This window comes from Nonomuraea sp. ATR24 (genome assembly GCF_041950485.1).
Taxonomy (GTDB): Bacteria; Actinomycetota; Actinomycetes; order Streptosporangiales; family Streptosporangiaceae; genus Nonomuraea; species Nonomuraea ceibae.
Map to the genome: position 1 here is coordinate 452,533 of NZ_JBGNUU010000003.1, position 24,223 is coordinate 476,755.

Below are 24,223 nucleotides of genomic sequence, written 5' to 3' on the forward strand. Positions count from 1 at the left end.
CGGGTGGTTGGCCGTAGTTCGTTTCTGATCGTCGCGAACCGGTTGCCGGTGGACCGGACCGTCGACCCGGACGGAACGGCCTCGTGGCGCAGAAGCCCCGGCGGGCTGGTCACCGCCATCGCGCCGGTCATGCAGCGCCGCCACGGCGCCTGGCTCGGCTGGCACGGCGCGGCCGACGAGGAGCTGGAACCCTTCGAGCAGGACGGCATGAGCCTGATCCCGGTGCCGCTGTCGGCCGAGGAGGTCGAGCTCTACTACGAGGGCTTCTCCAACGCCACGCTCTGGCCGCTCTACCACGACGTGGTCGCGCCGCCGATCTTCGAGCGGCCCATGTGGGAGACCTACCGCGCCGTCAACGAGCGCTTCGCCGCCGCCGCGGCCGAGGCAGCCGAGGAGGGCGCCGTCGTCTGGGTGCAGGACTACCAGCTCCAGCTCGTGCCCGCCATGCTGCGCAAGCTCCGGCCCGACCTGCGCATCGGGTTCTTCCTGCACATCCCGTTCCCGCCGGTCGAGCTGTTCTGGCGGCTGCCGTGGCGCAGGGAGCTCGTCGAAGGGCTGCTCGGCGCCGACCTGGTCGGCTTCCAGCTGCCCGGCGGCGCCTCCAACTTCCGCCGCCTGTGCCGCCGGCTGCTCGGCGTCCCGTACAAGGGGAACGAGATCTTCCTGGAGGACCGGGTCGTCACCACGCAGGCGTTCCCGATCTCCGTCGACTTCGGCGAGCTTGACTCCCTCGTCCGCGAGCCGAACATCATCTCCCGGGCCAAGGAGATCAGGGCCGAGCTGGGCGACCCCGAGCACGTGCTGCTGGGCGTGGACCGGCTCGACTACACCAAGGGCATCGGCCAGCGCCTGGAGGCGTTCGGCGAGCTGCTCAAGGACGGCCGCATCGCCCCCGGCGAGGCGACGTTCGTGCAGATCGCCACCCCGAGCCGCGAACGGGTCGAGGAGTACAGGCGGCTGCGCGACGACATCGAGCTGCAGGTGGGCCGGATCAACGGGGAGAACGCGGTCTTCGGCGGCCAGCCGATCCAGTACTTCCACCAGTCCTACGGCAAGCAGGAGCTGGCCGCGCTCTACCTGGCCGCCGACGTCATGGTGGTCACGCCGCTGCGCGACGGGATGAACCTGGTGGCCAAGGAGTACGTCGCCTGCCACCACGACCTGAGCGGCGCGCTGGTGCTCAGCGAGTTCGCCGGGGCGGCCGACGAGCTGCGCCAGTCCTACCTGGTCAACCCGTACGACGTCGAGGACGTCAAGCGCCAGATGCTGGCCGCGATGCGGGCCACGCCGCACGAGCTGGCCCGGCGCATGCGCACGATGCGCCGCCGGGTCGCCACCTACGACGTGGACCGCTGGGCCAGCGAGTTTCTCACAGCTTTGGAGACGCCTGCTTCAGAGCCCGCCACGAGTCATAGCGCTTCTTGGCGGTCCGGTTGACCACGATCTGCGCCACCGACATGCCCACGCCCATCACGACCGCGTAGCCGATCGCCTCACCCATGTTGACCTCGGGCGAGTCGGGATCGACAGGAGGCTCCTTGCCCGTCGCCTTGACCCAGGCGTAGCCGAGGAGCTTCCTGGCCGCCCACGCGGTCACCAGCCCCACCAGACCGCCGACCACCCGCCAGGCGACATCGGGCTTGTCATCAGCCATCCGACCTTCTCCCTTCCCCTTTGTAACGAACACTAGTCTCTACCGCTTCTGCGCCCGCCAAGCCGTACCATAAGGAGGCATGACTCAGCAGCGACTACGCCATGCCCTCATGCCCGAGAAACCGACTCTCGACGGCTTGGAGCAGGTATGGGTAGCCCGCTGGGACGAGCAGGGCACCTACCGCTTCGACCGCACGAGCCCGCGTGAGCGGGTCTACGCGATCGACACGCCGCCGCCCACCGTCTCCGGCTCGCTGCACGTCGGTCACGTCTTCTCCTACACCCACGCCGACATCATGGCCCGTCACCAGCGCATGCTGGGCAAGTCGGTGTTCTACCCCATCGGCTGGGACGACAACGGCCTGCCGACCGAACGGCGGGTGCAGAACGTCTACGGCGTGCGCTGCGACCCGTCCCTGCCCTACGACCCCGGCTTCACTCCGCCGGACAAGCCGGGCAAGCGGGAGATCTCCATCTCGCGGCGCAACTTCGTGGAGCTGTGCCACAAGCTGACCGAGATCGACGAGCAGGCGTTCGAGGAGGTGTGGCGGCGCGTCGGCCTGTCGGTCGACTGGTCGCTGCTCTACACCACGATCGGCGACGACTCGCGGCGCGTGTCGCAGCGGGCGTTCCTGCGCAACCTGGCGCGCGGCGAGGCCTACCTGGCCGAGGCGCCCACCCTGTGGGACGTCAGCTACCGCACCGCCGTCGCCCAGGCCGAGCTGGAGGACCGGGAGTGGCCCGGCGCCTTCCACCGGATCTCCTTCTACGGCGAGAAGGGCCCGGTCTGGATCGAGACGACCCGGCCCGAGCTGATCCCCGCCTGCGTGGCGCTGGTCGCCCACCCCGACGACGAGCGCTACCAGCCGCTGTTCGGCACGTCGGCGCTGTCGCCGCTGTTCGGCGTCGAGGTGCCGATCCTGGCCCACCACCTGGCCGAGCCGGACAAGGGCTCCGGCATCGCGATGATCTGCACGTTCGGCGACATCACCGACGTGACCTGGTGGCGCGAGCTCAACCTGGAGACCCGCCCGGTCATCGGCTGGGACGGCCGGTTGCTGCCCGAGCCCCCGGAGGGCGTCGAGCCCGGCCCGTACAAGGAGCTGGCCGGCAAGACCGTCCACAGCGCCCGCGAGCGGATCGTGGAGCTGCTGCGCGAGTCCGGCGACCTCGACGGCGACCCGCGCCCGGTGCAGCGCACGGTGAAGTTCTACGAGCGCGGCGACAAGCCGCTGGAGATCGTCACCACCCGGCAGTGGTACATCCGCAACGGCGGGCGCGACGAGGCGCTGCGCGAGCGGCTGCTGGAGCGCGGGCGCGAGCTGGAGTGGCACCCGCCGCACATGCGGGTCCGCTACGACAACTGGGTGCAGGGCCTGTCCGGCGACTGGCTGATCTCCCGGCAGCGCTTCTTCGGCGTGCCGTTCCCGGTGTGGTACCGGCTCGACGAGGCCGGGCAGCCCGTCTACGACGAGCCGATCACGCCGCCCGAGGAGTCGCTGCCGATCGACCCGTCGTCCGACACCCCGCCGGGCTACACCGAGGACCAGCGCGGCGTGCCCGGCGGGTTCATGGCCGACCCCGACGTGATGGACACCTGGGCCACCTCGTCGCTCACGCCGCAGATCGCGGGCCGCTGGGAGACCGACGACGACCTGTTCCGGCGGGTCTTCCCGGCCGACCTGCGCCCGCAGTCGCACGAGATCATCCGCACCTGGCTGTTCGCCACCGTGGTCCGCTCCCACCTGGAGTTCGGCAGCACGCCGTGGAGCGACGTGGCGATCTCCGGCTGGATCCTCGACCCCGACCGTAAGAAGATGTCCAAGTCCAAGGGCAACGTGGTCACCCCGATGGACCTGCTGGAGCAGCACGGCTCCGACGCGGTCCGCTACTGGGCGGCGGGCGGCCGCTACGGCGTCGACACCGCGTTCGACGCCGGGCAGCTCAAGATCGGCCGGCGGCTGGCCATCAAGATCCTCAACGCGTCCAAGTTCGTGCTCGGGCTCGGCGAGGGCGGCGGCGAGATCACCGAGCCGCTCGACCTGTCGATGCTCGCCGCCCTGTCCGCCACCGTCCGCGAGGCCACTGAGGCGTTCACCGCCTACGAGCACACGCGGGCGCTGGAGGCCGTCGAGCGGTTCTTCTGGACGTTCTGCGACGACTACCTGGAGCTGGTCAAGGCCAGGGCGTACGAGGAAGGCGCGGCGGCGGCGTCGGCGCACGAGGCGCTGCGGCAGGCGCTCGACGTGCTGCTGCGGCTGTTCGCGCCGTTCCTGCCGTTCGTCACCGAGGAGGTGTGGTCGTGGTGGCGTGACGGCTCGGTCCACCGGGCCGCCTGGCCCGAGGCGGGGCAGCCGGGCGGCGACCCCGCTGTGCTGGAGGCCGCCTCCCAGGTGCTGCGCCAGGTCCGCAAGGCCAAGTCCGAGGCCAAGGCGTCGATGCGGGCCGAGGTGTCCCGGCTCACCGTCACCTCGCCGCAGGCCGCCCTCATCCGGCTCGCCCAGGACGACCTGTGCGGGGCGGGCGCGGTCGAGGAGTTCGTCCTGGAGCAGGGTGAGAGCCACACCGTCGAGGTCCTGCTCGGCTCCCCGGCCGTAGCCGCCGTCCCGTAGTCGCTGTTCAGTAGTCGCACACGCCCGTCGGGAAGATCTGCTCCAGGCGGGCGCGTTCGGCCGCCGAGGGCGTCCACGCGCCGTAGAGGCCGCGGGCGATCGCCCTCGACACCGGCTGGAGCCGGCACGCGTAGACGCCGCCCTCGATCGGCCCGCCCGCCACCACGCGGGAGGTCGAGTAGAGCGGGAACGCCTTCGTGCACGCCCCCGGCTCCCGCCGGTCCAGGACGCCGTCCCACACGTGCGGCCCGGCCGCGATCTGCGTGCCGTCCACGGCGAAGCAGCGGTCCACCGCCCCGGCGGGCCTGTTGCCCGTCACGCCGCGCCACGGCCGCTCCCGGATCGCGGTCAGCCACTCCTCCATCACGGCCAGCGCCTCGGGCGTCGCGTCGGAGCGCGGCTCGGGCCGGGCGTCGGTGAACCAGATGACCTGGTTGCCCGCCCGGCCGTCGTGGTCCAGCATGCGCTTGCGCGTGGCGAACGACTGGTGGGCGTTGTGCATGTTCAGCCGCTCCTCCAGGTACGGCCGCCAGTCGATCACCGGGATGTCGATGTCGCCGCCGAACACCAGGCCGCTGCGCAGCACGTTCCTGACCGCCACCGGGTCGGGCGCGCGGCGCGGCGCCGGGTCGCCCAGGTTCATGTTGCGCGCGCTCCACAGGTCGACGTCGCCGGGGCAGGCCGGCGGGGTGAACGGGCACCCCTCCTGCACCATGTCGGCCTGCTCCTTCCACGAGCCCGCCTTCGCGTTCACGTCCAGGAACTCCGCGGGCGTGATCACGCCGTCCGTGAGCGCCTTCAGCCCGTACTGGACGCCCACGTTGCCCCACGCCGAGCGGGCGTACCCGGCGGCGTCCACCCCGTACACCTTGCGCAGGTCGTCCCAGTGCGTCCACTGGACGCTCTCCTTGACGCCCGGCGGGTCCGTCCGCTCCCATTCCGGAGCGTCGTCGTCGGTCCACCGCGGGTTCATGGCCAGCGGGGTCAGGCCGCGCCAGCCGGTCACGCACTCGTCCGAGCCGGGCTTGCCGGTGAACGGGTTCACCACCGTGTCGCTCGCGTTCATGCCGATGAGCGCGGTGCGGTCCTCCCAGCGGGCCCAGCGCGGGTTGCCGTCCATGTACCGTTCGAGCAGCTCGCAGTCGCCCACGTGGATGGTCTGGGTGACCATGTCCGGATAGGAATACTGCGCGATGGCCGCGTCGATGATCCGGTTGCCGTGGTTCTGCCCGTAGATGTACTGCTGGATGCCGCCGCCCGAGCCGCCCACGCCCACCGTGTACAGCGGCACCCCGTACGTCTCGACGAAGCGCTCCTTGACCATGAGCGCCGTCTCGCCGCCCAGGATCAGGTTGTAGTGGGTCGAGGTGCGGGTGCCCGACGAGTGCAGGATCGCGTACCCCTTGCCCAGCCCGTACGGGTCCAGCGCCCCGGAGCCGAGCGTGCCCTGGTCGTGGCCGATCGCCACGCCGCCGTCGAACTGGTAGACCGCCCGGCCGGTGTAGCCGTCCTCCAGCGCCGCGATCGAGTAGACGAACCGGTTGATCACGCCGCGCTCGCGCCGCACCACGAAGTCGACCGTCCGGCCGTCCAGCGTCGTGGTCGTCGCCAGGTCCGCCGGGCGGCCCTGCGGCGGCATCGGCTTGAACGCGCCGCCGGTCGAGCGGTAGAGGCGGTCGGTGACCGGGGGCGCGAAGCAGTCGCGGCTCCAGCCGCCCGCCACCCGCATGCCCTGACCGTCCCGGTTGTCGGCCACGGGCGGGCCGAGCCCGCTCCGCTCCGTCTTGCACACGAACGGGTACTGGTGCTCGCCGGAGAAGATCGGGCCGGAGATCGGGTGGTTGCGCACCCGCAGCGAGTCACGGTGCCGGCCCGCGTACGCGGTGATCGTGCCCGTCCCGGCCGCCAGCCCCGTCACCAGGCCCGTGTACGTGCGCCCGCCCGGGTCGGCCCGGAAGGCCGCGCTGACGTCGGCGCCGTCACGCAGCACCCGCGGCCGCTCGCCGCGCGGCACCCGTACCCGGACCAGGGCGTCACCGCCGCTGACCTGGTCGGCCCGGCTGGAGAGCACCTCCACCGAGACCCCGCCCCCGCCCGCCTGCGCCGGGGAGGCCGGGACCGCCGTGAGCCCCAGGACGACCGCGAGCGTGATCGCGCCCGCCTTCACGACCCCGCCCGCCCTCATGACCCGGACCGGCCGCACGACCCCGACTGGATTCATGACCATGACGGTGACACGGCGGCCCCGCCTTGCCCAGGCCCGAACTTTTAACCGCGCGCATCCTCGGCTCCGGCGTGCCAGTCTTGAAACGTGCTGACCGACCGACCCACCAAACTCGTGCCCCCCGTGCTCGCCCGCATGGCCGCGTGGTGCCTGTGCCTGGTCCTCGTCGGCGTGGTCGTCTACTTCTTCGTCCAGGTGATCGCCCGGCTCAGCTTCGTGGCGCTGCCCGTCGCGATCGCGCTGCTGCTGACCGCGCTGCTCTTCCCGCTGACCCGCAGCCTGCGCGAGGCCGGGCTGCGGCCCATCTGGGCCACCTGGCTCACCATGCTCGCCGCGCTGGCCGTGCTGGTGGGCACCGGCTGGCTGGTCGGCGTGCGCGCCACCGAGGAATTCCCCAACCTGGTCAAGCAGGTCGAGGCCACCGTCGCCGACGTGCAGCAGTGGCTCACCACCGGGCCGCTGCACCTGGAGCAGGCGCAGATCAGCGCGTACGTCGCCGAAGTCGTCAAGATGATCAACGCCCAGCGCGACGCCATCACCGGCACCGTGCTGTCCGCCGGGGCGGTGGCCGTCGAGGTGCTCGCCTCCATCGTGCTGCTGCTGTTCGTGACGTTCTTCCTGCTCAAGGACGGCGAACGGATCTGGTCGTGGTTCCTCAAGGGGTTCGGCGGGATGTCGCCGCGCGTCGACCGGGCCGGGCGGGCCGCGTGGACCACGCTGTCGCACTACGTGCAGGGCAGCGTCCTGGTGGCCGCCGTGCACGGCGTCGTCATGGGCATCGTGCTGGCCGGCATGGGGGTGCCGCTGTGGGCGCCGCTGGCCGTGCTCATCTTCTTCGCCAGCTTCATCCCGATCGTCGGCATCTTCTTCGCCGGCACCGTCGCCACCCTGGTCACGCTGGGCGCCAAGGGCATCGTCTACGCGCTCATCTTCGTCGGCATCCTGGTCATCGAGCAGCAGCTGGAGAACCACGTGCTGCAGCCGCTGATCGTCGGCCGGGCGCTGCGGTTCCACCCGCTGGCGATCATTCTCGTGCTGTCCGTGGGCGGCATCCTGGCGGGCATCGCGGGCGCGGTCGTCGCGGTGCCGATCGCGGCGGTCATCTACCGCGCACTGCCCGAGCTGCGCTCCGACCCGCCCTCGCTGCCGCCCCCGCCCCGCCCGGCGGGCGACGCCGGGACAGGCCCGCCGGACGGACCGCAGGACGGGCCCACGGACGGGACCACGGATGATCCCCCGGAACAGGGACGTTCCCCCGCCGCGACCCGGGCCGGTGCCGACACGGAGTAGCCTCGTCACCCGTGACCCGTTCCACCGTTACCACCCCGCCGCCCGGCGCCGAGCCGCCCAAGGCGCACCCCGGCGCGCCCGGCCCCGGCGCCGCCCTCGGCTCCCACTACAGCCGCTGCTTCGGCTGCGGCGCCGACCACCCCACCGGCCTGCACATCAACGCCGTCACCCCGGACGGCAACACCGTCGAGGCCGAGTTCACCGTGGGGGAGGCGCACCAGGGCGCGCCCCGGCTCGCGCACGGCGGCGTGCTCGCCGCCGCCATGGACGAGGTCATCGGAATGTCCGTCTGGCTGTTCCACAAGCCCTATGTCACGGGACGGCTGGAGACCGACTACCTCCTCCCCGTTCCCGTGGGCACGACACTCCACCTGCGTGCCTGGTGCAACGGGATCTCGGGCCGCAAGGCGTACCTTGAGGCGGAGGGGCGCATGGGCGCCCCCGACGGCCCGGTCGCCGTCCGCGCGGCGGCGCTGTTCATCGAGGTGGACATGGCGCACTTCGCCGAGCACGGCGACCTCGCGGCCATCGCCGCCGAGCACCAGGACTACGAGGTGAACCCGTGACCGAGGTGGAGGTCCTCATCCAGCGCCTCGACCCCGAGCTGCCGGTGCCCCGCTACGCCCACCCCGGCGACGCGGGCGCCGACCTCTACTCCGCCGAGGACGCCGAGCTGCTGCCGGGGGAGCGGGCCGTCATCCGCACCGGCGTGGCGATTGCGCTGCCCGACGGCTACGCGGCCTTCGTCCACCCCCGCTCCGGCCTGGCCGCCAGGCACGGCATCACGATGGTGAACGCGCCCGGCACGGTCGACGCCGGCTACCGGGGTGAGGTCAAGGTCACGCTGATCAACACCGACGCGAAGGAGCCGTTCCGCCTGCGCCGCGGCGACCGGCTGGCCCAGCTCGTCTTCCAGCGGGTGGAGCGGGCGGCCTTCCGCGAGGTGGACAGCCTGCCGGAGTCCGCTCGGGGCGCCGGCGGGCACGGTTCGACCGGACGCTGAAAGACACTGACAAGATCAGGGAGAGTGAGACAACGTGTTGCGACGTCGCCGTCGTGAGCAGCCGGAGCAGGTGGCGGAGGAGACCGCCGCCGTCCCTGCGCGCGAATCCGGCCCGTGGGACGCCGACGAGCCCCACCCCGACCATGACCGCACCGACCTGGGCGGGCTGCGCCTGCCCCACAACCCGGCCTTCGACGTCCGGCTGGCCTCCGTGGGGGACCAGCACGTCGGCGTGGTCGCGCTGTGGGAGGAGAGCTCGCTGCAGCTCCAGGCGCTGGCCGCGCCGAAGAGCTCGGGCCTGTGGGACGAGATCAGGACCAAGATCAAGGCGAGCGCCCCGGCGCTGGAGGAGCGCGAGGGCCCGTTCGGCCCCGAGCTGGCCGGGCAGATCCCCGTCGAGGGCGGCAGCCGCCCGGCCCGCTACCTGGGCATCGACGGCCCCCGCTGGTTCCTGCTCGCCGTGATCAACGGCCGCGCCGCGGTCGACGACACGGTGGCGGAGGCGTTCGTCGAGTTCGTCAAGGACGTCGTGGTCGTCCGCGGCGACGAGCCGATGGCCCGCGAGGAATCGATCCCGCTGCGCCGCCCCAACGAGCAGCCGGTCGCCGAGCAGCCCGAGGCCCAGCAGCAGAACCCGTTCAAACGCGGCCCCGAAATCAGCGAGATACGCTGACGCGTCCTTATCACATAGGCTGAACCATCATGAGTACGGCAGAGCCTCCGAAACGCGGAGGATTGCGGGCCTTCTTCAGCAGGCTGGCCACGAGCCGGTCCGAGCTGGAGGCACAGGAGCTTCGTGAGGGCGCCGACGAGGCAGGCGCCACGCCCATCGCCTCGTGTGGCGGCCGACGCCGGTTCTGCGTAGCCGGTACGCTACGGACGGTCACTCTGCGTCCGCGAGGCGGCGCCCCCGCCCTGGAGGCCGAGCTGTACGACGGCTCCGACGTGATCGACCTGGTGTGGCTCGGCCGCCGCAAGATCGCGGGGATCGAGCCGGGCCGGCCGGTCAAGGCCGAAGGGCTGGTCAGCATGCAGGACGGCCGCAAGGTGATGTTCAATCCGCGATACGAGCTGCGCCCAGGGAGTTGATCAGGTGAGTGCTGAGGCCGGAGAAGCCGCCCACGACACCGTCGAGGCGGCGGTGCGAGCCCAGCTCGCCAAGGCGTTCGGCGGCGTGCGCGGCATCATCGAGGCGGCGGTGCCGACGATCGCCTTCACGCTGACCTGGATCACGACCGAGCAGCTCCGGCTGTCGCTGATCGTCAGCATCACGCTGGCGGTGGCGCTGCTGCTGGTGCGGCTCGTGCAGCGGTCCACGCCGCAGTTCGTGATCAACAGCCTCATCGGCATCGCGATCGGCGCGTTCTTCGCCAGCCGCACCGGTGACGCGAAGGACTACTTCCTGCCCGGCATCCTGTGGAACGCCGCCTACTCGGTCGGGATGCTGGTCTCGATCGTCGCCCGGTGGCCGGTCGTCGGCTTCCTCATCGGGTCGGTCACCAACGACCCGGTGGGGTGGCACAAGGACCCCGGCATCGTGAAGCTCTGCACCCGGCTCACCTGGCTGCTCATGATCCCGTGCGTGGTGCGGGTGGCCGTGCAGCTTCCGGTCTACCTGTTCGGCGGCGGCGACCCGGCGGTGGCGGCGCTCGGCTTCGCGAAGATCGTCATGGGCTGGCCGTTGCAGGTGGCGGCGCTGGCCGCGATGGTGTGGGTGCTCGGCCGCGGCCGCACCCCGCTCAACCCGCCCGCCCCGGCCTGACCCCTTCCGCCCGGCGAACCCGTCTCTCGAACGAGAGGCGGGTTCCGCCATTCCCGGGCTTCTCCGGGCCCGGGCCGGAGAAGCCGGGGCCGGAGTGGTGGGGGCCGGAGGCGGGCGGGGGGCCGAAGGGGGCCGCCCTCGTCGATCGCCAGGTGGACGAGCCCCACCTGGTTGGCGGCCACGCCCGCGAGGTGGTCGATCCGGCGGCGCAGCCCGGTGGACTCCGTCAGCCGCTGCCGTCCGGCCCGGTCGATCCCGTCGCCGCCCTCCGTGGGCGCCGTCATGGGTCAGTGCTGGGAGAGCAGGTGGGCGAGCTCCTGCTCGACCTCCTGGTTGGCCACGAACAGCAGCTCGTCGCCCGCCTCCAGGGGGTCGTCGGCGGTCGGCACCAGGACGCGGCCCTCGCGCAGGATCGCCACCAGCGCCGAGTCCGTGGGCCACGGCACCGTGCCGGCCCGCTGGCCCACCACCGGCGCGTCGTCGGCCAGCGTGAGCTCGACCAGGTTGGCCTGCCCCTGGCGGAACGTCATCAGCCGCACCAGGTCGCCGACGCTGACCGCCTCCTCGACGAGCGCGCTCAGCAGGCGCGGCGTGGAGACCGCGACGTCGACGCCCCACGACTCGTTGAACAGCCACTCGTTGTTGGGGTGGTTGATGCGCGCGACCACGCGCGGCACCCCGTACTCGGTCTTGGCCAGCAGCGACACGACGAGGTTGACCTTGTCGTCGCCGGAGGAGGCGACGACGACGTGGCAGTTGCTGAGCCCGGCCTCGTCGAGGGAGGCGATCTCGCAGGCGTCGGCGAGCAGCCACTCGGCGCGCGGCACGCTGTCGATCTTGATGGCCTTGGGGTTGACGTCGATGAGCAGGACCTCGTGGCCGTTCTCGAGGAGCTCGGCGGCGATGGAGCGGCCGACGGCGCCGGCCCCGGCGATGGCGACGCGCATCACTCGTCCTCTTCCGGTGCCTCGGCCAGCACCTGGTTGATCCGGTCCATGTCGTCCTCGGCGGCGATGACGTGCAGCACGTCGCCGTCCTGCACCATCGTGGTGCCGGTGATGACCACGGCCTCGCCCATCCGGTTGAGGAAGGCGATGCGGGCCCCGGCGTGCGCCTCCAGGTCGACGACGCGGGTGCCGATCCAGGCCGGGTTGACCGTCACCTCGGCCAGCACGACGGTGCCGGTCGGGTCGCGCCACAGCGGCTCGGCCCCCTCGGGCAGGACGCGGCGCAGGATCTGGTCGGCGGTCCAGCGCACGGTCGCCACGGTCGGGATGCCGAGCCGCTGGTAGACCTCGGCGCGCCGGGGGTCGTAGATGCGCGCCACCACGTCGTCGACGCCGAACGTCTCGCGGGCCACGCGGGCGGAGATGATGTTGGAGTTGTCGCCGCTGGAGACCGCCACGAACGCGGCGGCGGACTCGACGCCCGCCTCGGTGAGCACGTCGCGGTCGAAGCCGATGCCGGTGACCCGGCGGCCGCGGAACCCGGCCCGCAGCCTGCGGAACGCCTGCGGGTCCCGGTCGATGATCGCGACCGAATGCCCGTTGTCCTCAAGGATGTGCGCGAGGGTCGATCCGACCCGGCCACACCCCATGATCACTATATGCATACTCCCCCGCACTCCGCGGTCGGCCCGTTGCTCGACACCAGTATGGCGTCCACCGGGAGCGCCCCGTCGGCGGCACAGGCACATAGGACTAGCATTCCGTAACGTGGCGAAAGCATCGGATCTTGTCAAACGCCTGCTCGTGGGGCGGGCCCTGAGAAGCGGCCAGCTTCACGAGCAACTCCTGCCGAAACGCATCGCCCTGCCCGTGTTCGCCAGCGACGCGCTCTCCTCCGTCGCCTACGCGCCGCAGGAGATCCTGGTCATCCTGTCGCTGGCGGGTGTCTCGTTCTACGCCTACAGCCCGTGGATCGCGATCGCCGTCGTGGTCGTGATGCTGACGGTCGTGGCCTCCTACCGGCAGAACGTGCACGCCTACCCGAGCGGCGGCGGGGACTACGAGGTGGCCACCACCAACCTGGGCGCCAACGCGGGGCTCACCGTGGCCAGCGCCCTCATGGTCGACTACGTGCTCACGGTCGCGGTGTCGGTGGCCAACGGCGTCGACTACGTGGGCGCGACGATCCCGTTCGTGGCCCAGCACAAGCCCGCCGTGGCCATCGGGATCGTCATCCTGCTCACCGTCGTCAACCTGCGCGGCCTGCGCGAGTCGGGGGCCGCGTTCGCGATCCCCACGTACGCGTTCATGATCGCGGTGCTCGGGATGATCGCCGTGGGCGGGTTCGAGGTCGTCTTCCTGAAGGAGGAGCTGCGCGCGCCGAGCGCCGACTTCGGCATCGTGCCGGAGCAGACCGACCTGACCATGTTCGCGGCGGCGTTCCTGGTGCTGCGCGCCTTCTCCACCGGCTGCGCGGCCCTGACCGGCGTCGAGGCCATCAGCAACGGCGTGCCCGCCTTCCGCAAGCCCAAGAGCCGCAACGCCGCCACCACGCTGCTCATGATGGGCCTGATCGCGATCAGCATGTTCGGCGGCATCATCGCGCTGGGCCTGGCCTCCGGGGTCAAGGTGGCCGAGCCGTCGGTGGCCGCCACCGACCTGCTGCGGCCCGACGGCACGCCGGTCGGCCCCGGCTACCACCAGCAGCCGATCATCTCGCAGGTGGCCGACGCGGTCTTCGGCGGCGGGTCGCTGCCGTTCGTCGTCATCTCCGGGGTCACCGCGCTCATCCTGTTCCTGGCCGCCAACACCGCCTTCAACGGCTTCCCGGTGCTCGGCTCGATCCTCGCCCAGGACCGCTACCTGCCGCGCCAGCTCCACACCCGGGGCGACCGGCTCGCCTTCTCCAACGGCATCATCATCCTGGCCCTGATGGCCTGCCTGCTGCTGTGGGGCTTCGACGCCGACGTCAGCCGCCTGCTGAACCTCTACATCGTCGGCGTCTTCGTCTCGTTCACGCTCAGCCAGACCGGCATGGTCATCCACTGGACCCGCCGGCTCAAGACCGAGGAGGACCTGAAGGCCCGCCACCAGATGCACCGCTCGCGCACGATCAACTTCTTCGGCGCGGTCATGACCGGGCTGGTGCTCGTGGTGGTGCTGCTCACCAAGTTCGTGGTCGGCGCGTGGATCGTGTGCATCGCGATGCCGATCCTGTTCCTCATGATGAAGGCCATCAGGCGCCACTACGACAACGTCGCCGCCGAGCTGGAGATCACCGAGGAGTACGACGAGTCGACGCTGCCCGCCCGCAACCACGCCATCGTGCTCGTCTCGAAGATCCACAAGCCGACGCTGCGGGCCCTGGCCTACGCCCGCGCCACCCGGCCGTCCACGCTGGAGGCCATCACGGTCGGCGTCGAGGGCAAGGAGGCGCGGGCGCTGCAGGAGGAGTGGGAGCGGCGCGGCATCCCGGTGCCGCTCAAGATGCTCAACTCCCCCTACCGGGAGATCACCCAGCCGATCCTCGACTACGTCAAGACCGTGCGCCGCCGCTCGCCGCGCGACGTGGTGACGGTCTTCATCCCCGAGTACGTGGTCGGCCACTGGTGGGAGCACCTGCTGCACAACCAGAGCGCGTTCCGGCTGAAGGCGCGGCTGCTGTTCAAGCCGGGCGTCATGGTGACGAGCGTGCCGTGGCAGCTCCACTCCTCCGACCGGCTGCGCGGGCGCCCCGAGCAGTACGCGCCGGGCGTGGCGCGGCGGTCGGGCGGCGAGCAGGTCAAGAACCGCTGAGCAGCAGCCCGCGCAGCCTGGCGGTGTCGGCCTCGCTCCACCCGGGCGGCGCGGCCACGGCGGCCCACCCGTCGGCGATGTTGGGGCCGTAGCGGTGGCCGTGGCCGGGCGGCACCGACAGCCCCGCCGTCATGTCCACCAGCACCTGCCAGAACGTGACCAGCGGGAACCAGTTCATCTGCGGGTTGACGCCGGGCCCGCGCGGCCCCTCCAGCCAGCCGGGCCGGTCGTAGATCAGCCGGGGCGTCCACCACACGACCGGGTCGGAGGCGTTCTGCAGGTAGACGACCCGGGGCTCCTTCCACGGGCCGGGCGGCCGCTCCAGATCGCCGGGCCGCTGGGCGAACCGGACGGTGACGCCGTCCTGGTAGACGGGCCGCCACAGCGGGCTGCCCCGGTCGCGGCCGGCGGTGACCTCGTTCCAGATGGGGTTGGCGTTCGGCGGCCCGACGAACAGCGCGCCGTCGGTCCTGGCGGCCAGGTCGTCCACGTCGCGGAAGGCGTTCTCCAGCGCGAACGAGCCCAGGCTCTCGCCCGAGACCACCAGCTTGGGCCGGTCGCCGGCGGGCAGCTGCTCCCACCGGGAGCGCACCGCGTCGAACAGCGCCGCCCCGGCCTGCGCCGCCTTCTTCTGGTCGACCAGGAACGACACCCAGCTCGGCAGGTAGGAGTACTGCAGTGCGACCAGGGCCGAGTCGCCCCCGTACATGTACTCCAGCGGATCGGCCATGCCCTGGTCGACCCAGCCGGTGCCGGTGGTGCCCAGCACGGCCAGCACCGCGCGGTCGAACGCGCCCGTGCGCTCCAGCTCGCGCACCGCCAGCGCCGCCTGGTCACGCGGTGAGGCCGTCGTGTCGAGTCCCACGTACACGCGGATGGGCTGCCGGGCGGGCTGCCCGGTGAACTCCCGCAGCCGGGCCGGGGTGGTGGCCGTGCCGACGAACCTGCGCCCCTCCCGGCCCAGGGAGTCCCAGCTCACCAGCGACCCGGGGCCGCCGGACAGCGAGGCGGAGGCCGGCCGGTGGACGCCCGGGTGCGTGGTGGCGTTGGTCACGGACGAGATGTCGCTCATCGTCCGGACGAACCCGGAGAACAGCACGTCGTTGGCGAACACCGCCACCAGGAAGCCGACGACCAGCACCCCGAGCACGTGACCCACGTAGAACGGGACGAACCTGTCGAGCCAGGCGATCAGCTTGCGCCCGCCGAGCCGGACGAGCCGGGCCAGGCCGAGGAACAGCGCGAACAGCACCGCGGCCAGCGCCAGGATGACCGGCGGGAACCAGGTGATCGCGGTGTCCATGCCCATGAGCGCCCGCAGGTCGCGCTGCCAGTCGTAGCTGTACCACAGCGCGGCGGCGGTCAGCAGCGCGCAGCCGGTCAGCATGATCCGCCAGGCCGGCCGCCGCCACCGCTCCGGCGGACGCCGGCGCACCAGCGCCCGCCACACCGCGCCCGCCGAGGCTCCCACGGCGTAGCCGAGAACGGCCGTGACCGCGCCCATGACCCCCTGGTAGAGCCACGTCCGGGGCAGCAGCGACGGCGTCAGCGACGCGCAGAAGAACAGCGTGCCGAGCAGAGTCCCCCCGAACCCCAGCTTCCACAACTCAGCGTCCCCCCGAACCACTGACGAGCGTGCGACCACTCAGCGTAACCGGAGGAGTGCCACCCGGCTGGGCATAGGGTATGCGTGTGGAACAGGTATCACTCGAGCTGACAGTAGGTCCGGTCGCCCACGGCGGCTGGTGCGTGGCACGCCACGAGGGGCGCGTGGTGTTCGTCCGGCACGCGCTGCCGGGGGAGCGGGTCCGCGCCGAGGTCACCGAGGAGACCACCCGGTTCCTGCGCGCCGACGCCGTGGAGATCCTCGAGCCGTCGCCCGACCGCGTCGTCCCGCCGTGCCCCTATGCCGGGCCCGGGCTGTGCGGCGGCTGCGACTGGCAGCACGCCACGCTGGAGGCGCAGCGCGGGCTCAAGGCGGCCGTGGTCGCCGAGCAGCTCCACCGGCTGGCCGGCATCGAGCGTGACGTGGTCGTGGAGGAGGTGCCGGGCGCCAAGGACGGCCTCGGCTGGCGCACCCGCGTCCAGTTCGCCGCCCTGCCCGACGGCCGGCTCGGGCTGCGCAAGCACCGCTCGCACGACCTTCAGCTCATCGACGCCTGCCTGATCGCGCACCCGGAGGTGGAGGCCGTCGCCGCCGAGGACCACCAGTGGCCGGGCGCCGCGTCGGTCGAGGTGATCGCCTCCTCCGAGGGCGACCGGGCCGTCGTGGTCGCGCCGCGCCCGCGCCGCAAGGTGGCGGTGCCCGACCTCGACGCGCCCGCCTCGATCCTGCTCGACCAGGGCAAGGGCCGCACCGTGCCGCGCCACGGCTCCGGGCTGCTGCACGAGCGGGTGGGCGACCGCGAGTTCCGCGTCTCCGGGAGCGGCTTCTGGCAGGTGCATCCCGGCGCGGCCGAGACGCTGCTCGACGCCGTGCTCGCCTACGCGGCGCCGGAGCCGGGGGAGTGGGCGCTCGACCTCTACTGCGGCGTGGGCCTGTTCGCGGCGGGCCTGGCCGAGGCGGTCGGCCCCGAGGGGGCGGTGTTCGGGCTGGAGTCGGAGGCCGCCGCCGTGCGCGACGCCCGCGCCAACCTGCGCGACCTGCCTCAGGCGAGGGTCGAGCGCGGCCGGGTGGAGGAGGCGCTGGACCGCTTCCAGATCGAGCGGGCCGACCTCGTCGTGGTCGACCCGCCCCGCTCGGGGCTGGGCCTCGACGTGGTCGAGCGCGTCGTGTCGCTGGAGCCGCTGCGCGTGGTGTACGTGTCGTGCGACCCGGCGACGCTGGCCCGCGACCTGAAGTGGTTCGCCGAGCGCGGCTACGAGCTGGGTGACCTGCGCGCCTTCGACGCCTTCCCGATGACCCACCACGTGGAGTGCGTGGCGCTGCTCACCCGCCGGCCGAGCTGATCAGCGCGGCGACGCCGTCGAGGATGCGGGCGAGCCCGAACCGGTAGTCCAGCCGCCGCTCCCCGGCCGGGGTGCCCGCGGGATAGTCGTAGGCGCCGGCGTCGACGGCGGCCCGCAGCGCGGGGAAGCGGGCCCCGTCGACCAGCCGGCCGAGCAGGTCGCTGTAGGCGGCGATCGACTCGCCCGAGGCGGCGGGCCCGAGGTCGGCGCCGAGCCGCGCCACGGTGTGCAGGTGGCTGGCGACCAGCAGGGCGACGCCCGCCTTGTCGGCCTCGCTCAGCCCGGTGCCGCGCAGCGTGCGCAGGGCGCGGTCGGTCCAGGCGAGCTGGTTGGGCGTGATCGGCGGCCCGGTGATCGGCAGGTGCACGACCCAGGGGTGGGCGTGCAGCATCTCCCACTGCGCCCGGCACCAGCGCTCCAGGCCGTCGCGCCAGCCGTCGAAGGGCTCGTCCAGCTCGGGGGGCAGGGCCGCGACGCGGTCGAGCATCAGCAGCAGGAGCTCGTTCTTGCTCTTGACGTGCCGGTAGAGCGACATCGTGGTGTAGCCGAGCCGCTCGGCGACCCGGGCCATCGACACGGCGTCGAGCCCGTCGGCATCGGCCAGCTCGACGGCCGCGCCGGTGACGCGGGAGAGCGTCAGCCGGTTTCTCGGCGCGGGCTCGGGCGCGCCGAGCCGGGCCCACAGCTCGGCGAGGCCCGCGGGCAGCTCTTCCTTCATCGCTCCGCCTTCACTCGTTGACTCCTCCCGAAGTGTATGCCATATATTCGAGTGTATGGCATACACATCGCTGATCGCGGGCGGCGGCATCGCCGGCACGCTGAGCGCGATCGCGCTGCACAAGGCGGGCATCGCCGCCGTCGTCCACGAGGCCTACGACCGCGACGCCGACAACGCCGGCGCCTTCCTGACCCTCTCGGTCAACGCGCTCCACGCCTTACGCACCCTCGGCGTCGACGCCGGGGAGATCGGCTTCGCGACGCCGAGGATGGCCCTGACCAGCGGCTCCGGCAGGAAACTCGGCGAGCTCCGCTACGGCGACCCGCTCCCCGACGGCACCGTCAGCCGGACCGTCAAGCGCGCCGACCTCTACCGGCTGCTCCGCCTGCACGCCGAACGGCTCGGCGTGCCGATCGAGTACGGCAAGCGGCTCGTCGAGGCCGAGAGCGACGGCCGCCGGGTGCTGGCCAGGTTCGCCGACGGCGGCACGGCCGAGGGCGACCTGCTCATCGGCGCCGACGGGCTGTGGTCACGCACCCGCGAGATCATCGACCCGCGCGCGCCCGGCGTCCGTTACTCGGGACTGCTCAACACCGGCGGCTACGCCCGCGGCGTGTCCACCGGCGCCGAACCGGGGCTGATGTGCGCGATCTTCGGGCGGCACGCCTTCTTCGCGCACCTCACCCACCCGGACGGCGAGGTCTGGTGGGCGGCCAACCTCGCCAGGAAGGCCGAGCCCAGCCGCGCCGAACTGGCCGCGACCGGCCCGGAGGAGTGGCGGGCCCACCTGCTCGGCCTGTTCCGCGACGACGAGGGCCCCGCCGCCGACCTCGTCGCGGCCTCCGGCAAGATCTTCGACGCCTGGAAGACGTACGACGTCCCGGCCGTGCCCCGCTGGCACCGCGACCGGATGATCGTCATCGGCGACGCCGCCCACGCCACCGCCCCGTCGATCGGGCAGGGCGCCGCCATGGCCATCGAGGACACCGTCGTCCTGGCCAAGTGCCTGCGCGACAGCCCCGGCGTCACCGCCGCCTTCACCGCCTACGAGCGGCTGCGCCGCGCCCGCGTCGAGCGCGTCGTCGCCCAGGGCAACAGCACCGGCGGCTGGAAGGGGCTCGGGCCGATCGCCCGCATCCCGCGCGACCTCATCATGTCGGCCGCGCTGAAGCGGATGGCCCGGCGGGGCGAGGACCCGAGCCGGTGGATCTACGACTACCGCGTCGACTGGGAGGAACCGGTCCGCGCGGACGCCTGACCCGTCACAGCCAGCCCATGCGCTGGGCGGTGCGGATGGCCTCCAGCCGGTTCTGGGCGTTGAGCTTGGTCATGGCGCTCGACAGGTAGTTGCGCACGGTGCCCTCCGTCAGGTGCAGCTCCCCGGCGATCCGGGAGATGGCCATGCCGTCGGCCGCCAGGCGCAGCGCGTCACGCTCCCGGTCGGTCAGCGGGCTGTCGCCGGCCGCCATCGCCGCCGCCGCCAGCTCGGCGTCCAGGTAGCGCCCGCCCGCCTGCACCTTGCGGATCGCCATCGCCAGCTCCTCCGCCGAGGCGTCCTTGCCCAGGAACCCGCTCACCCCGGCGGCCATCGCGCGGCGCAGGTAACCGGGCCGGCCCAGGCTCGTCAGGATGACGATCTTGCAGTCGGCGCTGATCCGCTCGGCGGCGCTGAGCCCGTCCATGCCGGGCATCTCGATGTCGAGCACCGCCACGTCCGGCCGGTGCTCCGCCACGGCCGCCACGACCTCGTCGCCCCGGCCGACCTGGGCGACGACCTGGATGCCGTCCTCCAGGTCCAGCAGGGCGGCGATGGCGCCGCGGATCAGGTGCTCGTCGTCGGCCAGCAGCACGCGCGTGGTCATGCGGGCACCTCGACCCTGAGCAGGAAGGCGCCGTCGGGGGTGGGCGCGGCCGAGAGCGAGCCGCCGGCGGTCGCGACGCGCTTGGCGAGGCCGCCGAGACCGTTGGGGGCGTGCTCGCCCACGGCTCCGCTGACGCCGTCGTTGGACATCTCGAGGATTCCTTCCCTGATCGTGATCGTGCAGCGTTCGGCCCGGCTGTGCTTGAGGACGTTGGTGGCGCCCTCGCGGACCACGGTGGCCAGCAGCGTACGGGTCTCCGGCGCCAGGCCGGCGGTGTCGTCGGCCTCGACCGTGCAGCGCACGTCGGCGGCCTCCAGCACAGCGCGGACGCTGGCCAGCACCTCGTCGAAGTCGAGCGCCCGGTAGCTCTGCACGGTGGCGCGCACCTCGCGCAGCGCCTGCCGGGCCGTGTCGCGCACCTCGAACATCTCGCGCGCCGCGTCCTCCGGGTCGGCGCGCAGCAGCTCCTGGGCGCCCGCCGCGCGGGCCGCGATGCCGGTCAGGCTCTGGCCGAGCAGGTCGTTCAGGTCGCGGGCGAACCGCAGCCGCTCCTCCGACACCGCCAGCAGCGCCTTGGCCTCCTGCCCCTCGTGCGCCTCCTTGGCGAGGCGCCACAGCCACATGTTGGCCTGCATCCCGGCGCCGAGCGTCAAGCTGAGCGCGCCCTGCACGACCAGCGGCAGCGGCTGGAGGTCGCCGGCGATCAGGAGGTTGGCCGTGGTCAGCCCGAGCGTGGCCAGCGTCGCCGCGGCCAGGGTCCGGCGGCGCACGAACGGCGCGATCATGGCCAGCCACACGGGAGCGGCCCAGATGACCGGGATCACCAGCTGCAGCAGCGTGATCACCCCGCCGGCCACGAGCATGGCGGTCGGACGCCGCTCGCCGCGCACGGCGATCCGGACCGCGCGGCTCGCCATCACGATCAGGGCCAGCTGCAACGCCCCGGAGATCACGGCCACGGGCACCGGGAGGCCGTACTCGAGCACGAGGAGCGCCAGGTGCAGCAGCCCCACCAGGCCGATGAGGAAGCCGATGTCGCCGGAGTAGACGACGATCCAGCGGATCTTGTCCAGCTTGGTGGCCGCGCGCGTCCGGCCGGCGCGGAAGGGCCGGCTCATACGGGCACCTCCGCGCGCAGCAGGAACTCCCCGGCGGGCGTGGGCGAGGCGGAGAACGAGCCGCCCGCCGTCGCCATCCGCTCGGCCAGCCCGCGCAGCCCGCTCCCCGCGCCCGCGGGCGCGTCCGGCGGCACCCCGTCGTTGCGCATCTCCAGCACCCCGCGGGCGATGGTGATCTCGCAGCTCGTGGCCTTGCTGTGCTTGAGCACGTTGGTGGCCCCCTCACGCACCGCCCAGGCGAGCAGCGTACGGGCCTCGGGCGACAGGTCGTCGGCCCGGACGTCGGTCACGCAGCGGGCCCCGGCCCCCTCCAGCGCGGCGCGCACGCCTCTCAGCTCCGCGTCCAGGTCCAGCATCCGGTAGCCGTCGACGGCCACCTGCACCTCGACCAGCGACTCACCGGCCAGGCGGCGCACCTCCGCCATCTCGCGCCCGGCCTTGGCTGCGTCCTTGGTGGCGAGCTTGGCGGCCAGCTCGCTCTTCAGCGTGATCACCGACAGGCTGTGGCCGAGCAGGTCGTGCAGGTCGCGGGCGAAGCGCAGCCGCTCCTCGGCCACGGCGAGGCGGGCCTTGGCGGCCTGGCTGTCGTGCGCGTCGCGGATCGTCCGCCACAGCCAGCACCAGATCCAGGTGGCGGCCGGGATGAAGACCGCGCTCAGCGCCTGGCTCATCAGCACCGCCTGCCAGGGTTGGTCCAGCGCGGCCGAGACGTACACGGTGATCGCGGTGACGAGCGTGGCGCCGGCGCAGACGGTCACCCACAGCGGCAGATACAGCGCGACGGAGGAGAGCCACACGTACGTCAGCGTCTCCCAGGTGCCGCTGGCGTCGGGCGGCAGGGGCAGGACCGGCAGCATCGCGGCGGCGGTGAGCAGCCCGCCGGCGACCAGCTTCGCCGTCGGCCGGGGGCGCTCGTCGTAGGCGTCGCGCATCACGAGGGAGTACAGGACCATCACGCCGGCCATGGACAGCAGGCCCACGGCGGTGGTGACGGGGGACTGCCGGCCCTCCGTCGTGGCGTTCACCATCACCGCGACGAGGAAGAAGCCCAGGAGGACGACCATGCCGTCCATCCAGTAGAGCAGGAGCTTCTTCGCGGTCTCCGGCCTGGTGGACACCCGCCCATCCCCCTATCGCCCAAAAGCACCCCGTATCGGGACAACCTTATAGTTTCAGCGGGGGTGCGCCGAGGTCACGCGGAGAAGCCGTGCAGGACGCGGGCCGCCTCCGGGGCGGGCTCGGCGCCCCGCGCGGACAGCCACGGCACGCCGTAGCGGGCGGCGAAGGCGGTGAGCTTGCGGGCGTCGCCCTCGCTCAGGTCGTCCGGGCCGGACAGCACGCAGGTCACCGCCATCCGCCGCCAGGCGTCGTCGGGCTCGGCCAGGCCGTACACCTCGGCGAGCTGGGTGCGGGCGGCGCGCAGCGCCTCGGCGAGCCGCTGCATCCGGCCCTCGGGCGCGCTCTGCGGCTCGATCTCGGCCAGCAGGTTGACGCCGGAGACGTCGGCGCCCGCCCGCCGGGTGAGCCGCAGCGTCTCGACGTCGCGCGCGGCCAGCCCGTACGGCTTGAGCGGCAGCGTGAAGCCGACCCGCAGCCGCCGCTCCTGCTGCAGCGCCCGGATCGCCCGCGCCCGCCGCAGCACCGTGGCCTCACCGGCGCCCGAGCGCGGGTCGAGGCCGGCGTCGGAGCGCAGGTCGAAGTCGATGTAGGCGGCGTCGAACGCGCCGACGGCCCGCCGGTAGGCGGCGGCGAGCGCGCCCGGCCTGGTGCAGGTGGCGGCGGCCTCCCGCCCGTCGGGGCCGCCGAAGACCAGCCCGGCGTCGCCGCCCCTGGCGCGCAGCCGCCCGATCTTGTTGGCGACCGGGTCGTGGCCGAAGTCGAGCCGCCCGGCCCAGCGCACGCCGCACCCGTCGGGCCCGGCGACCAGGTGGCCGAGCGCGTACCAGCGCACCCCGGTGCGGCGCGAGTCGGCCGGCAGGTCGAAGCCCGGGTCGGCGGCGGTGTCGACGAAGCCGACGTAGCCGCCGGGCACGGGCGGCGGCGTCGGCGAGGGGGACGGGGAGGGCCGCGCGGGCGGGGGCGGCGGGTCGGCCGGCTGGAGCGTGGCGCGGGCGGGCAGCAGCGAGACCGCCACCCCTGTCGCGCCGGTCAGGGCCAGGGCGAACAGGACCGCGAAGGGCCGCGGGAGCGTGCCGGTGGGTCTTCTGCGCCGCGAAGCCGACATGTCGACCACCCTCCGTGTTCGCAGAGCTACAGGGTGCGCTTGAGGGTGGACGTTAGCAAGCGTTCGCGGTGTCGCGGGGGCAATCTCCGGATGACGTCCGTTGTGTGGCGATAATGGCGACATGAAGTTGCGGATCTTCACCGAGCCCCAGCAGGGCGCCACCTACGACGATCTCCTCGCCGTCGCCCAGGCCACCGAGCGCCTCGGCTTCGACGCGTTCTTCCGGTCCGACCACTACCAGCGCATCGGCGCGGGCGACCCGGGCCCCGGCTCGACGGACGCGTGGATCACGCTGGCGGGGCTGGCGCGGGAGACGTCCGGGATCCGGCTGGGCACGCTGGTGACCCCCGCGACTTTCCGGCTGCCCGGCCCGCTGGCGATCAGCGTCGCCCAGGTCGACGCCATGAGCGGCGGGCGCGTCGAGCTCGGGCTCGGCACCGGCTGGTTCGACGGCGAGCACGCCGCGTACGGGATCCCGTTCCCGCCGGTGGCGGAGCGGTTCGGCCGCTTCGAGGAGCAGCTGGAGATCGTCCGGGGGCTGTGGGCGGCCGGCAAGTCGTTCTCCTACGACGGCCGCTACTACCGGCTCGTCGACTCGCCCGCGCTGCCCAAGCCGGCGCAGCGGCCCGGCCCGCCGATCATCATCGGCGGCGTCGGCGCCAAGCGCACGCCCCGGCTGGCCGCCACGTTCGCCGACGAGTACAACGTGCCGTTCCACCGGCTCGGCGACACCGGAGCCGCCTTCGACCGGGTCCGGCAGGCGTGCGAGCGGACCGGACGCGAGGTCGTCCTGTCGGCGGCGCAGACCGTGTGCGTCGGGCGCGACCAGGCCGAGCTGGAGCGCCGGGCCGCCGTCATCGAGCAGCCGCTCGAAACGCTGCGCGAGGCCGGGCTCGCCGGGACGCCCGCCGAGGTGCTGGAGAAGATCGGCAAGCTCGGCGAGCTGGGGGCCGAGCGCGTCTACCTCCAGGTGATGGACCTGGCCGACCTGGACCACCTGGAGCTGATCGCGGCCGAGGTGTTGCCGCACGTCTGATCGGATATGCGGTGGCATGTCCCAGCCGG

The 24,223-nt window shown here is 72.7% G+C and carries 22 protein-coding genes; 12 read left to right on the forward strand and 10 right to left on the reverse strand.

What is annotated here, in order from left to right:
- Nucleotides 1–3: 3 nt before the first annotated feature.
- Complete coding sequence (locus ACBI99_RS09695; protein WP_219507746.1) at nt 4–1,437, forward strand: trehalose-6-phosphate synthase; 1,434 nt, start codon at nt 4–6, stop codon at nt 1,435–1,437.
- Here the strand turns inward: ACBI99_RS09695 and ACBI99_RS09700 are convergent.
- Nucleotides 1,370–1,654, reverse strand: coding sequence for a DUF4235 domain-containing protein (locus tag ACBI99_RS09700; protein ID WP_219507747.1), 285 nt, complete (start codon nt 1,652–1,654; stop codon nt 1,370–1,372). The genes ACBI99_RS09695 and ACBI99_RS09700 overlap by 68 nt on opposite strands.
- A 109-nt stretch (nt 1,655–1,763) precedes the next feature.
- Here ACBI99_RS09700 and valS point away from each other — a divergent pair, with 109 nt between their 5' ends.
- Entirely contained in the window at nt 1,764–4,265 is a 2,502-nt protein-coding gene (gene valS / locus ACBI99_RS09705) for a valine--tRNA ligase (RefSeq protein ID WP_219507748.1), read from the forward strand.
- A gap of 7 nt (nt 4,266–4,272) precedes the next feature.
- Here the strand turns inward: valS and ACBI99_RS09710 are convergent, their stop codons facing one another.
- Entirely contained in the window at nt 4,273–6,486 is a 2,214-nt protein-coding gene (locus ACBI99_RS09710) for a DUF6351 family protein (protein ID WP_375072127.1), read from the reverse strand.
- Between the two features lie 90 nt (nt 6,487–6,576).
- Between ACBI99_RS09710 and ACBI99_RS09715 the strand changes: the two genes are divergently transcribed.
- Genes ACBI99_RS09715 through ACBI99_RS09740 form a run of 6 tightly spaced genes read left to right on the forward strand, consistent with a single transcriptional unit; the run spans nt 6,577 to nt 10,544 of the window.
- The gene (locus ACBI99_RS09715; RefSeq protein ID WP_219507751.1) at nt 6,577–7,779 is read left to right on the forward strand and encodes an AI-2E family transporter; all 1,203 of its coding nucleotides are present in this window, start codon (nt 6,577–6,579) and stop codon (nt 7,777–7,779) included.
- An 11-nt stretch (nt 7,780–7,790) separates the two neighbouring features.
- Nucleotides 7,791–8,345, forward strand: coding sequence for a PaaI family thioesterase (locus tag ACBI99_RS09720; protein ID WP_219507752.1), 555 nt, complete (start codon nt 7,791–7,793; stop codon nt 8,343–8,345).
- Nucleotides 8,342–8,782: a dUTP diphosphatase gene (gene dut, locus ACBI99_RS09725; protein ID WP_375072128.1), complete on the forward strand. Its 441-nt coding sequence runs from the start codon at nt 8,342–8,344 to the stop codon at nt 8,780–8,782. Before ACBI99_RS09720 ends, dut begins: the two co-directional genes overlap by 4 nt.
- 34 nt (nt 8,783–8,816) lie before the next feature.
- Nucleotides 8,817–9,455, forward strand: coding sequence for a DUF3710 domain-containing protein (locus ACBI99_RS09730; protein ID WP_308125868.1), 639 nt, complete (start codon nt 8,817–8,819; stop codon nt 9,453–9,455).
- 29 nt (nt 9,456–9,484) lie between these two features.
- Nucleotides 9,485–9,871, forward strand: a complete 387-nt coding sequence (locus ACBI99_RS09735) for an OB-fold nucleic acid binding domain-containing protein (RefSeq protein ID WP_049570465.1) — start codon at nt 9,485–9,487, stop codon at nt 9,869–9,871.
- A 4-nt stretch (nt 9,872–9,875) separates the two neighbouring features.
- Complete coding sequence (locus tag ACBI99_RS09740) at nt 9,876–10,544, forward strand: DUF3159 domain-containing protein (protein WP_308125869.1); 669 nt, start codon at nt 9,876–9,878, stop codon at nt 10,542–10,544.
- Between the two features lie 287 nt (nt 10,545–10,831).
- On the opposite strand, the gene ACBI99_RS09745 is transcribed toward ACBI99_RS09740, so the two are convergent.
- Together ACBI99_RS09745 and ACBI99_RS09750 are read right to left on the reverse strand one after the other, a co-directional pair.
- Nucleotides 10,832–11,491 (reverse strand): TrkA family potassium uptake protein, encoded by a 660-nt coding sequence (locus ACBI99_RS09745; protein ID WP_219507758.1) that lies wholly within the window; start codon nt 11,489–11,491, stop codon nt 10,832–10,834.
- Nucleotides 11,491–12,156 (reverse strand): TrkA family potassium uptake protein, encoded by a 666-nt coding sequence (locus tag ACBI99_RS09750; protein WP_219507760.1) that lies wholly within the window; start codon nt 12,154–12,156, stop codon nt 11,491–11,493. Before ACBI99_RS09750 ends, ACBI99_RS09745 begins: the two co-directional genes overlap by 1 nt.
- Nucleotides 12,157–12,259: 103 nt before the next feature.
- Here ACBI99_RS09750 and ACBI99_RS09755 point away from each other — a divergent pair, with 103 nt between their 5' ends.
- Nucleotides 12,260–14,287, forward strand: coding sequence for an APC family permease (locus tag ACBI99_RS09755; protein ID WP_375072129.1), 2,028 nt, complete (start codon nt 12,260–12,262; stop codon nt 14,285–14,287).
- Here the strand turns inward: ACBI99_RS09755 and ACBI99_RS09760 are convergent.
- A complete protein-coding gene (locus tag ACBI99_RS09760; RefSeq protein ID WP_375072130.1) occupies nt 14,274–15,893 on the reverse strand; it encodes an alpha/beta hydrolase in 1,620 nt (539 codons plus the stop codon). The genes ACBI99_RS09755 and ACBI99_RS09760 overlap by 14 nt on opposite strands.
- Nucleotides 15,894–15,979: 86 nt before the next feature.
- Here ACBI99_RS09760 and ACBI99_RS09765 point away from each other — a divergent pair, with 86 nt between their 5' ends.
- Nucleotides 15,980–17,236: a class I SAM-dependent RNA methyltransferase gene (locus ACBI99_RS09765; protein ID WP_375072131.1), complete on the forward strand. Its 1,257-nt coding sequence runs from the start codon at nt 15,980–15,982 to the stop codon at nt 17,234–17,236.
- On the opposite strand, the gene ACBI99_RS09770 is transcribed toward ACBI99_RS09765, so the two are convergent.
- Nucleotides 17,217–17,954: a TetR/AcrR family transcriptional regulator gene (locus ACBI99_RS09770; protein ID WP_357591553.1), complete on the reverse strand. Its 738-nt coding sequence runs from the start codon at nt 17,952–17,954 to the stop codon at nt 17,217–17,219. The genes ACBI99_RS09765 and ACBI99_RS09770 overlap by 20 nt on opposite strands.
- A 55-nt stretch (nt 17,955–18,009) precedes the next feature.
- Here ACBI99_RS09770 and ACBI99_RS09775 point away from each other — a divergent pair, with 55 nt between their 5' ends.
- Entirely contained in the window at nt 18,010–19,212 is a 1,203-nt protein-coding gene (locus ACBI99_RS09775; protein WP_375072132.1) for an FAD-dependent monooxygenase, read from the forward strand.
- A 4-nt stretch (nt 19,213–19,216) separates the two neighbouring features.
- Here ACBI99_RS09775 and ACBI99_RS09780 read toward each other — a convergent pair whose 3' ends face one another.
- The 4 genes from ACBI99_RS09780 to ACBI99_RS09795 all read right to left on the reverse strand — a co-directional run bounded on the left by ACBI99_RS09780 (nt 19,217) and on the right by ACBI99_RS09795 (nt 23,158).
- Nucleotides 19,217–19,816 carry a response regulator transcription factor gene (locus tag ACBI99_RS09780; RefSeq protein WP_219507769.1) on the reverse strand — a complete coding sequence of 200 codons (600 nt, stop codon included), beginning with the start codon at nt 19,814–19,816 and terminating at the stop codon, nt 19,217–19,219.
- On the reverse strand, nt 19,813–20,934 hold the full coding sequence (locus tag ACBI99_RS09785; protein ID WP_219507771.1) for a sensor histidine kinase: 1,122 nt from the start codon (nt 20,932–20,934) through the stop codon (nt 19,813–19,815). The genes ACBI99_RS09780 and ACBI99_RS09785 overlap by 4 nt, the downstream gene beginning before the upstream one ends.
- Nucleotides 20,931–22,052: a histidine kinase gene (locus ACBI99_RS09790; protein WP_219507773.1), complete on the reverse strand. Its 1,122-nt coding sequence runs from the start codon at nt 22,050–22,052 to the stop codon at nt 20,931–20,933. The genes ACBI99_RS09785 and ACBI99_RS09790 overlap by 4 nt, the downstream gene beginning before the upstream one ends.
- Nucleotides 22,053–22,126: 74 nt before the next feature.
- Nucleotides 22,127–23,158 carry a hypothetical protein gene (locus ACBI99_RS09795; RefSeq protein ID WP_219507775.1) on the reverse strand — a complete coding sequence of 344 codons (1,032 nt, stop codon included), beginning with the start codon at nt 23,156–23,158 and terminating at the stop codon, nt 22,127–22,129.
- Nucleotides 23,159–23,279: 121 nt separating this feature from the next.
- Here ACBI99_RS09795 and ACBI99_RS09800 point away from each other — a divergent pair, with 121 nt between their 5' ends.
- Entirely contained in the window at nt 23,280–24,194 is a 915-nt protein-coding gene (locus ACBI99_RS09800; protein ID WP_375072133.1) for an LLM class F420-dependent oxidoreductase, read from the forward strand.
- Nucleotides 24,195–24,223 lie beyond the last annotated feature (29 nt).

Coding starts and splice junctions, on each gene's coding strand:
- ACBI99_RS09800 (WP_375072133.1), top strand. CDS start 23,280: ATGAAGTTGCGGATCTTCACCGAGCCCCAGCAGGGCGCCACCTACGAC.
- ACBI99_RS09770 (WP_357591553.1), bottom strand. CDS start 17,954: ATGAAGGAAGAGCTGCCCGCGGGCCTCGCCGAGCTGTGGGCCCGGCTC.
- valS (WP_219507748.1), top strand. CDS start 1,764: ATGCCCGAGAAACCGACTCTCGACGGCTTGGAGCAGGTATGGGTAGCC.
- ACBI99_RS09710 (WP_375072127.1), bottom strand. CDS start 6,486: ATGAATCCAGTCGGGGTCGTGCGGCCGGTCCGGGTCATGAGGGCGGGC.
- ACBI99_RS09750 (WP_219507760.1), bottom strand. CDS start 12,156: ATGCATATAGTGATCATGGGGTGTGGCCGGGTCGGATCGACCCTCGCG.
- ACBI99_RS09700 (WP_219507747.1), bottom strand. CDS start 1,654: ATGGCTGATGACAAGCCCGATGTCGCCTGGCGGGTGGTCGGCGGTCTG.
- ACBI99_RS09780 (WP_219507769.1), bottom strand. CDS start 19,816: ATGACCACGCGCGTGCTGCTGGCCGACGACGAGCACCTGATCCGCGGC.
- ACBI99_RS09735 (WP_049570465.1), top strand. CDS start 9,485: ATGAGTACGGCAGAGCCTCCGAAACGCGGAGGATTGCGGGCCTTCTTC.
- ACBI99_RS09795 (WP_219507775.1), bottom strand. CDS start 23,158: ATGTCGGCTTCGCGGCGCAGAAGACCCACCGGCACGCTCCCGCGGCCC.
- ACBI99_RS09785 (WP_219507771.1), bottom strand. CDS start 20,934: ATGAGCCGGCCCTTCCGCGCCGGCCGGACGCGCGCGGCCACCAAGCTG.
- ACBI99_RS09745 (WP_219507758.1), bottom strand. CDS start 11,491: ATGCGCGTCGCCATCGCCGGGGCCGGCGCCGTCGGCCGCTCCATCGCC.
- ACBI99_RS09775 (WP_375072132.1), top strand. CDS start 18,010: ATGGCATACACATCGCTGATCGCGGGCGGCGGCATCGCCGGCACGCTG.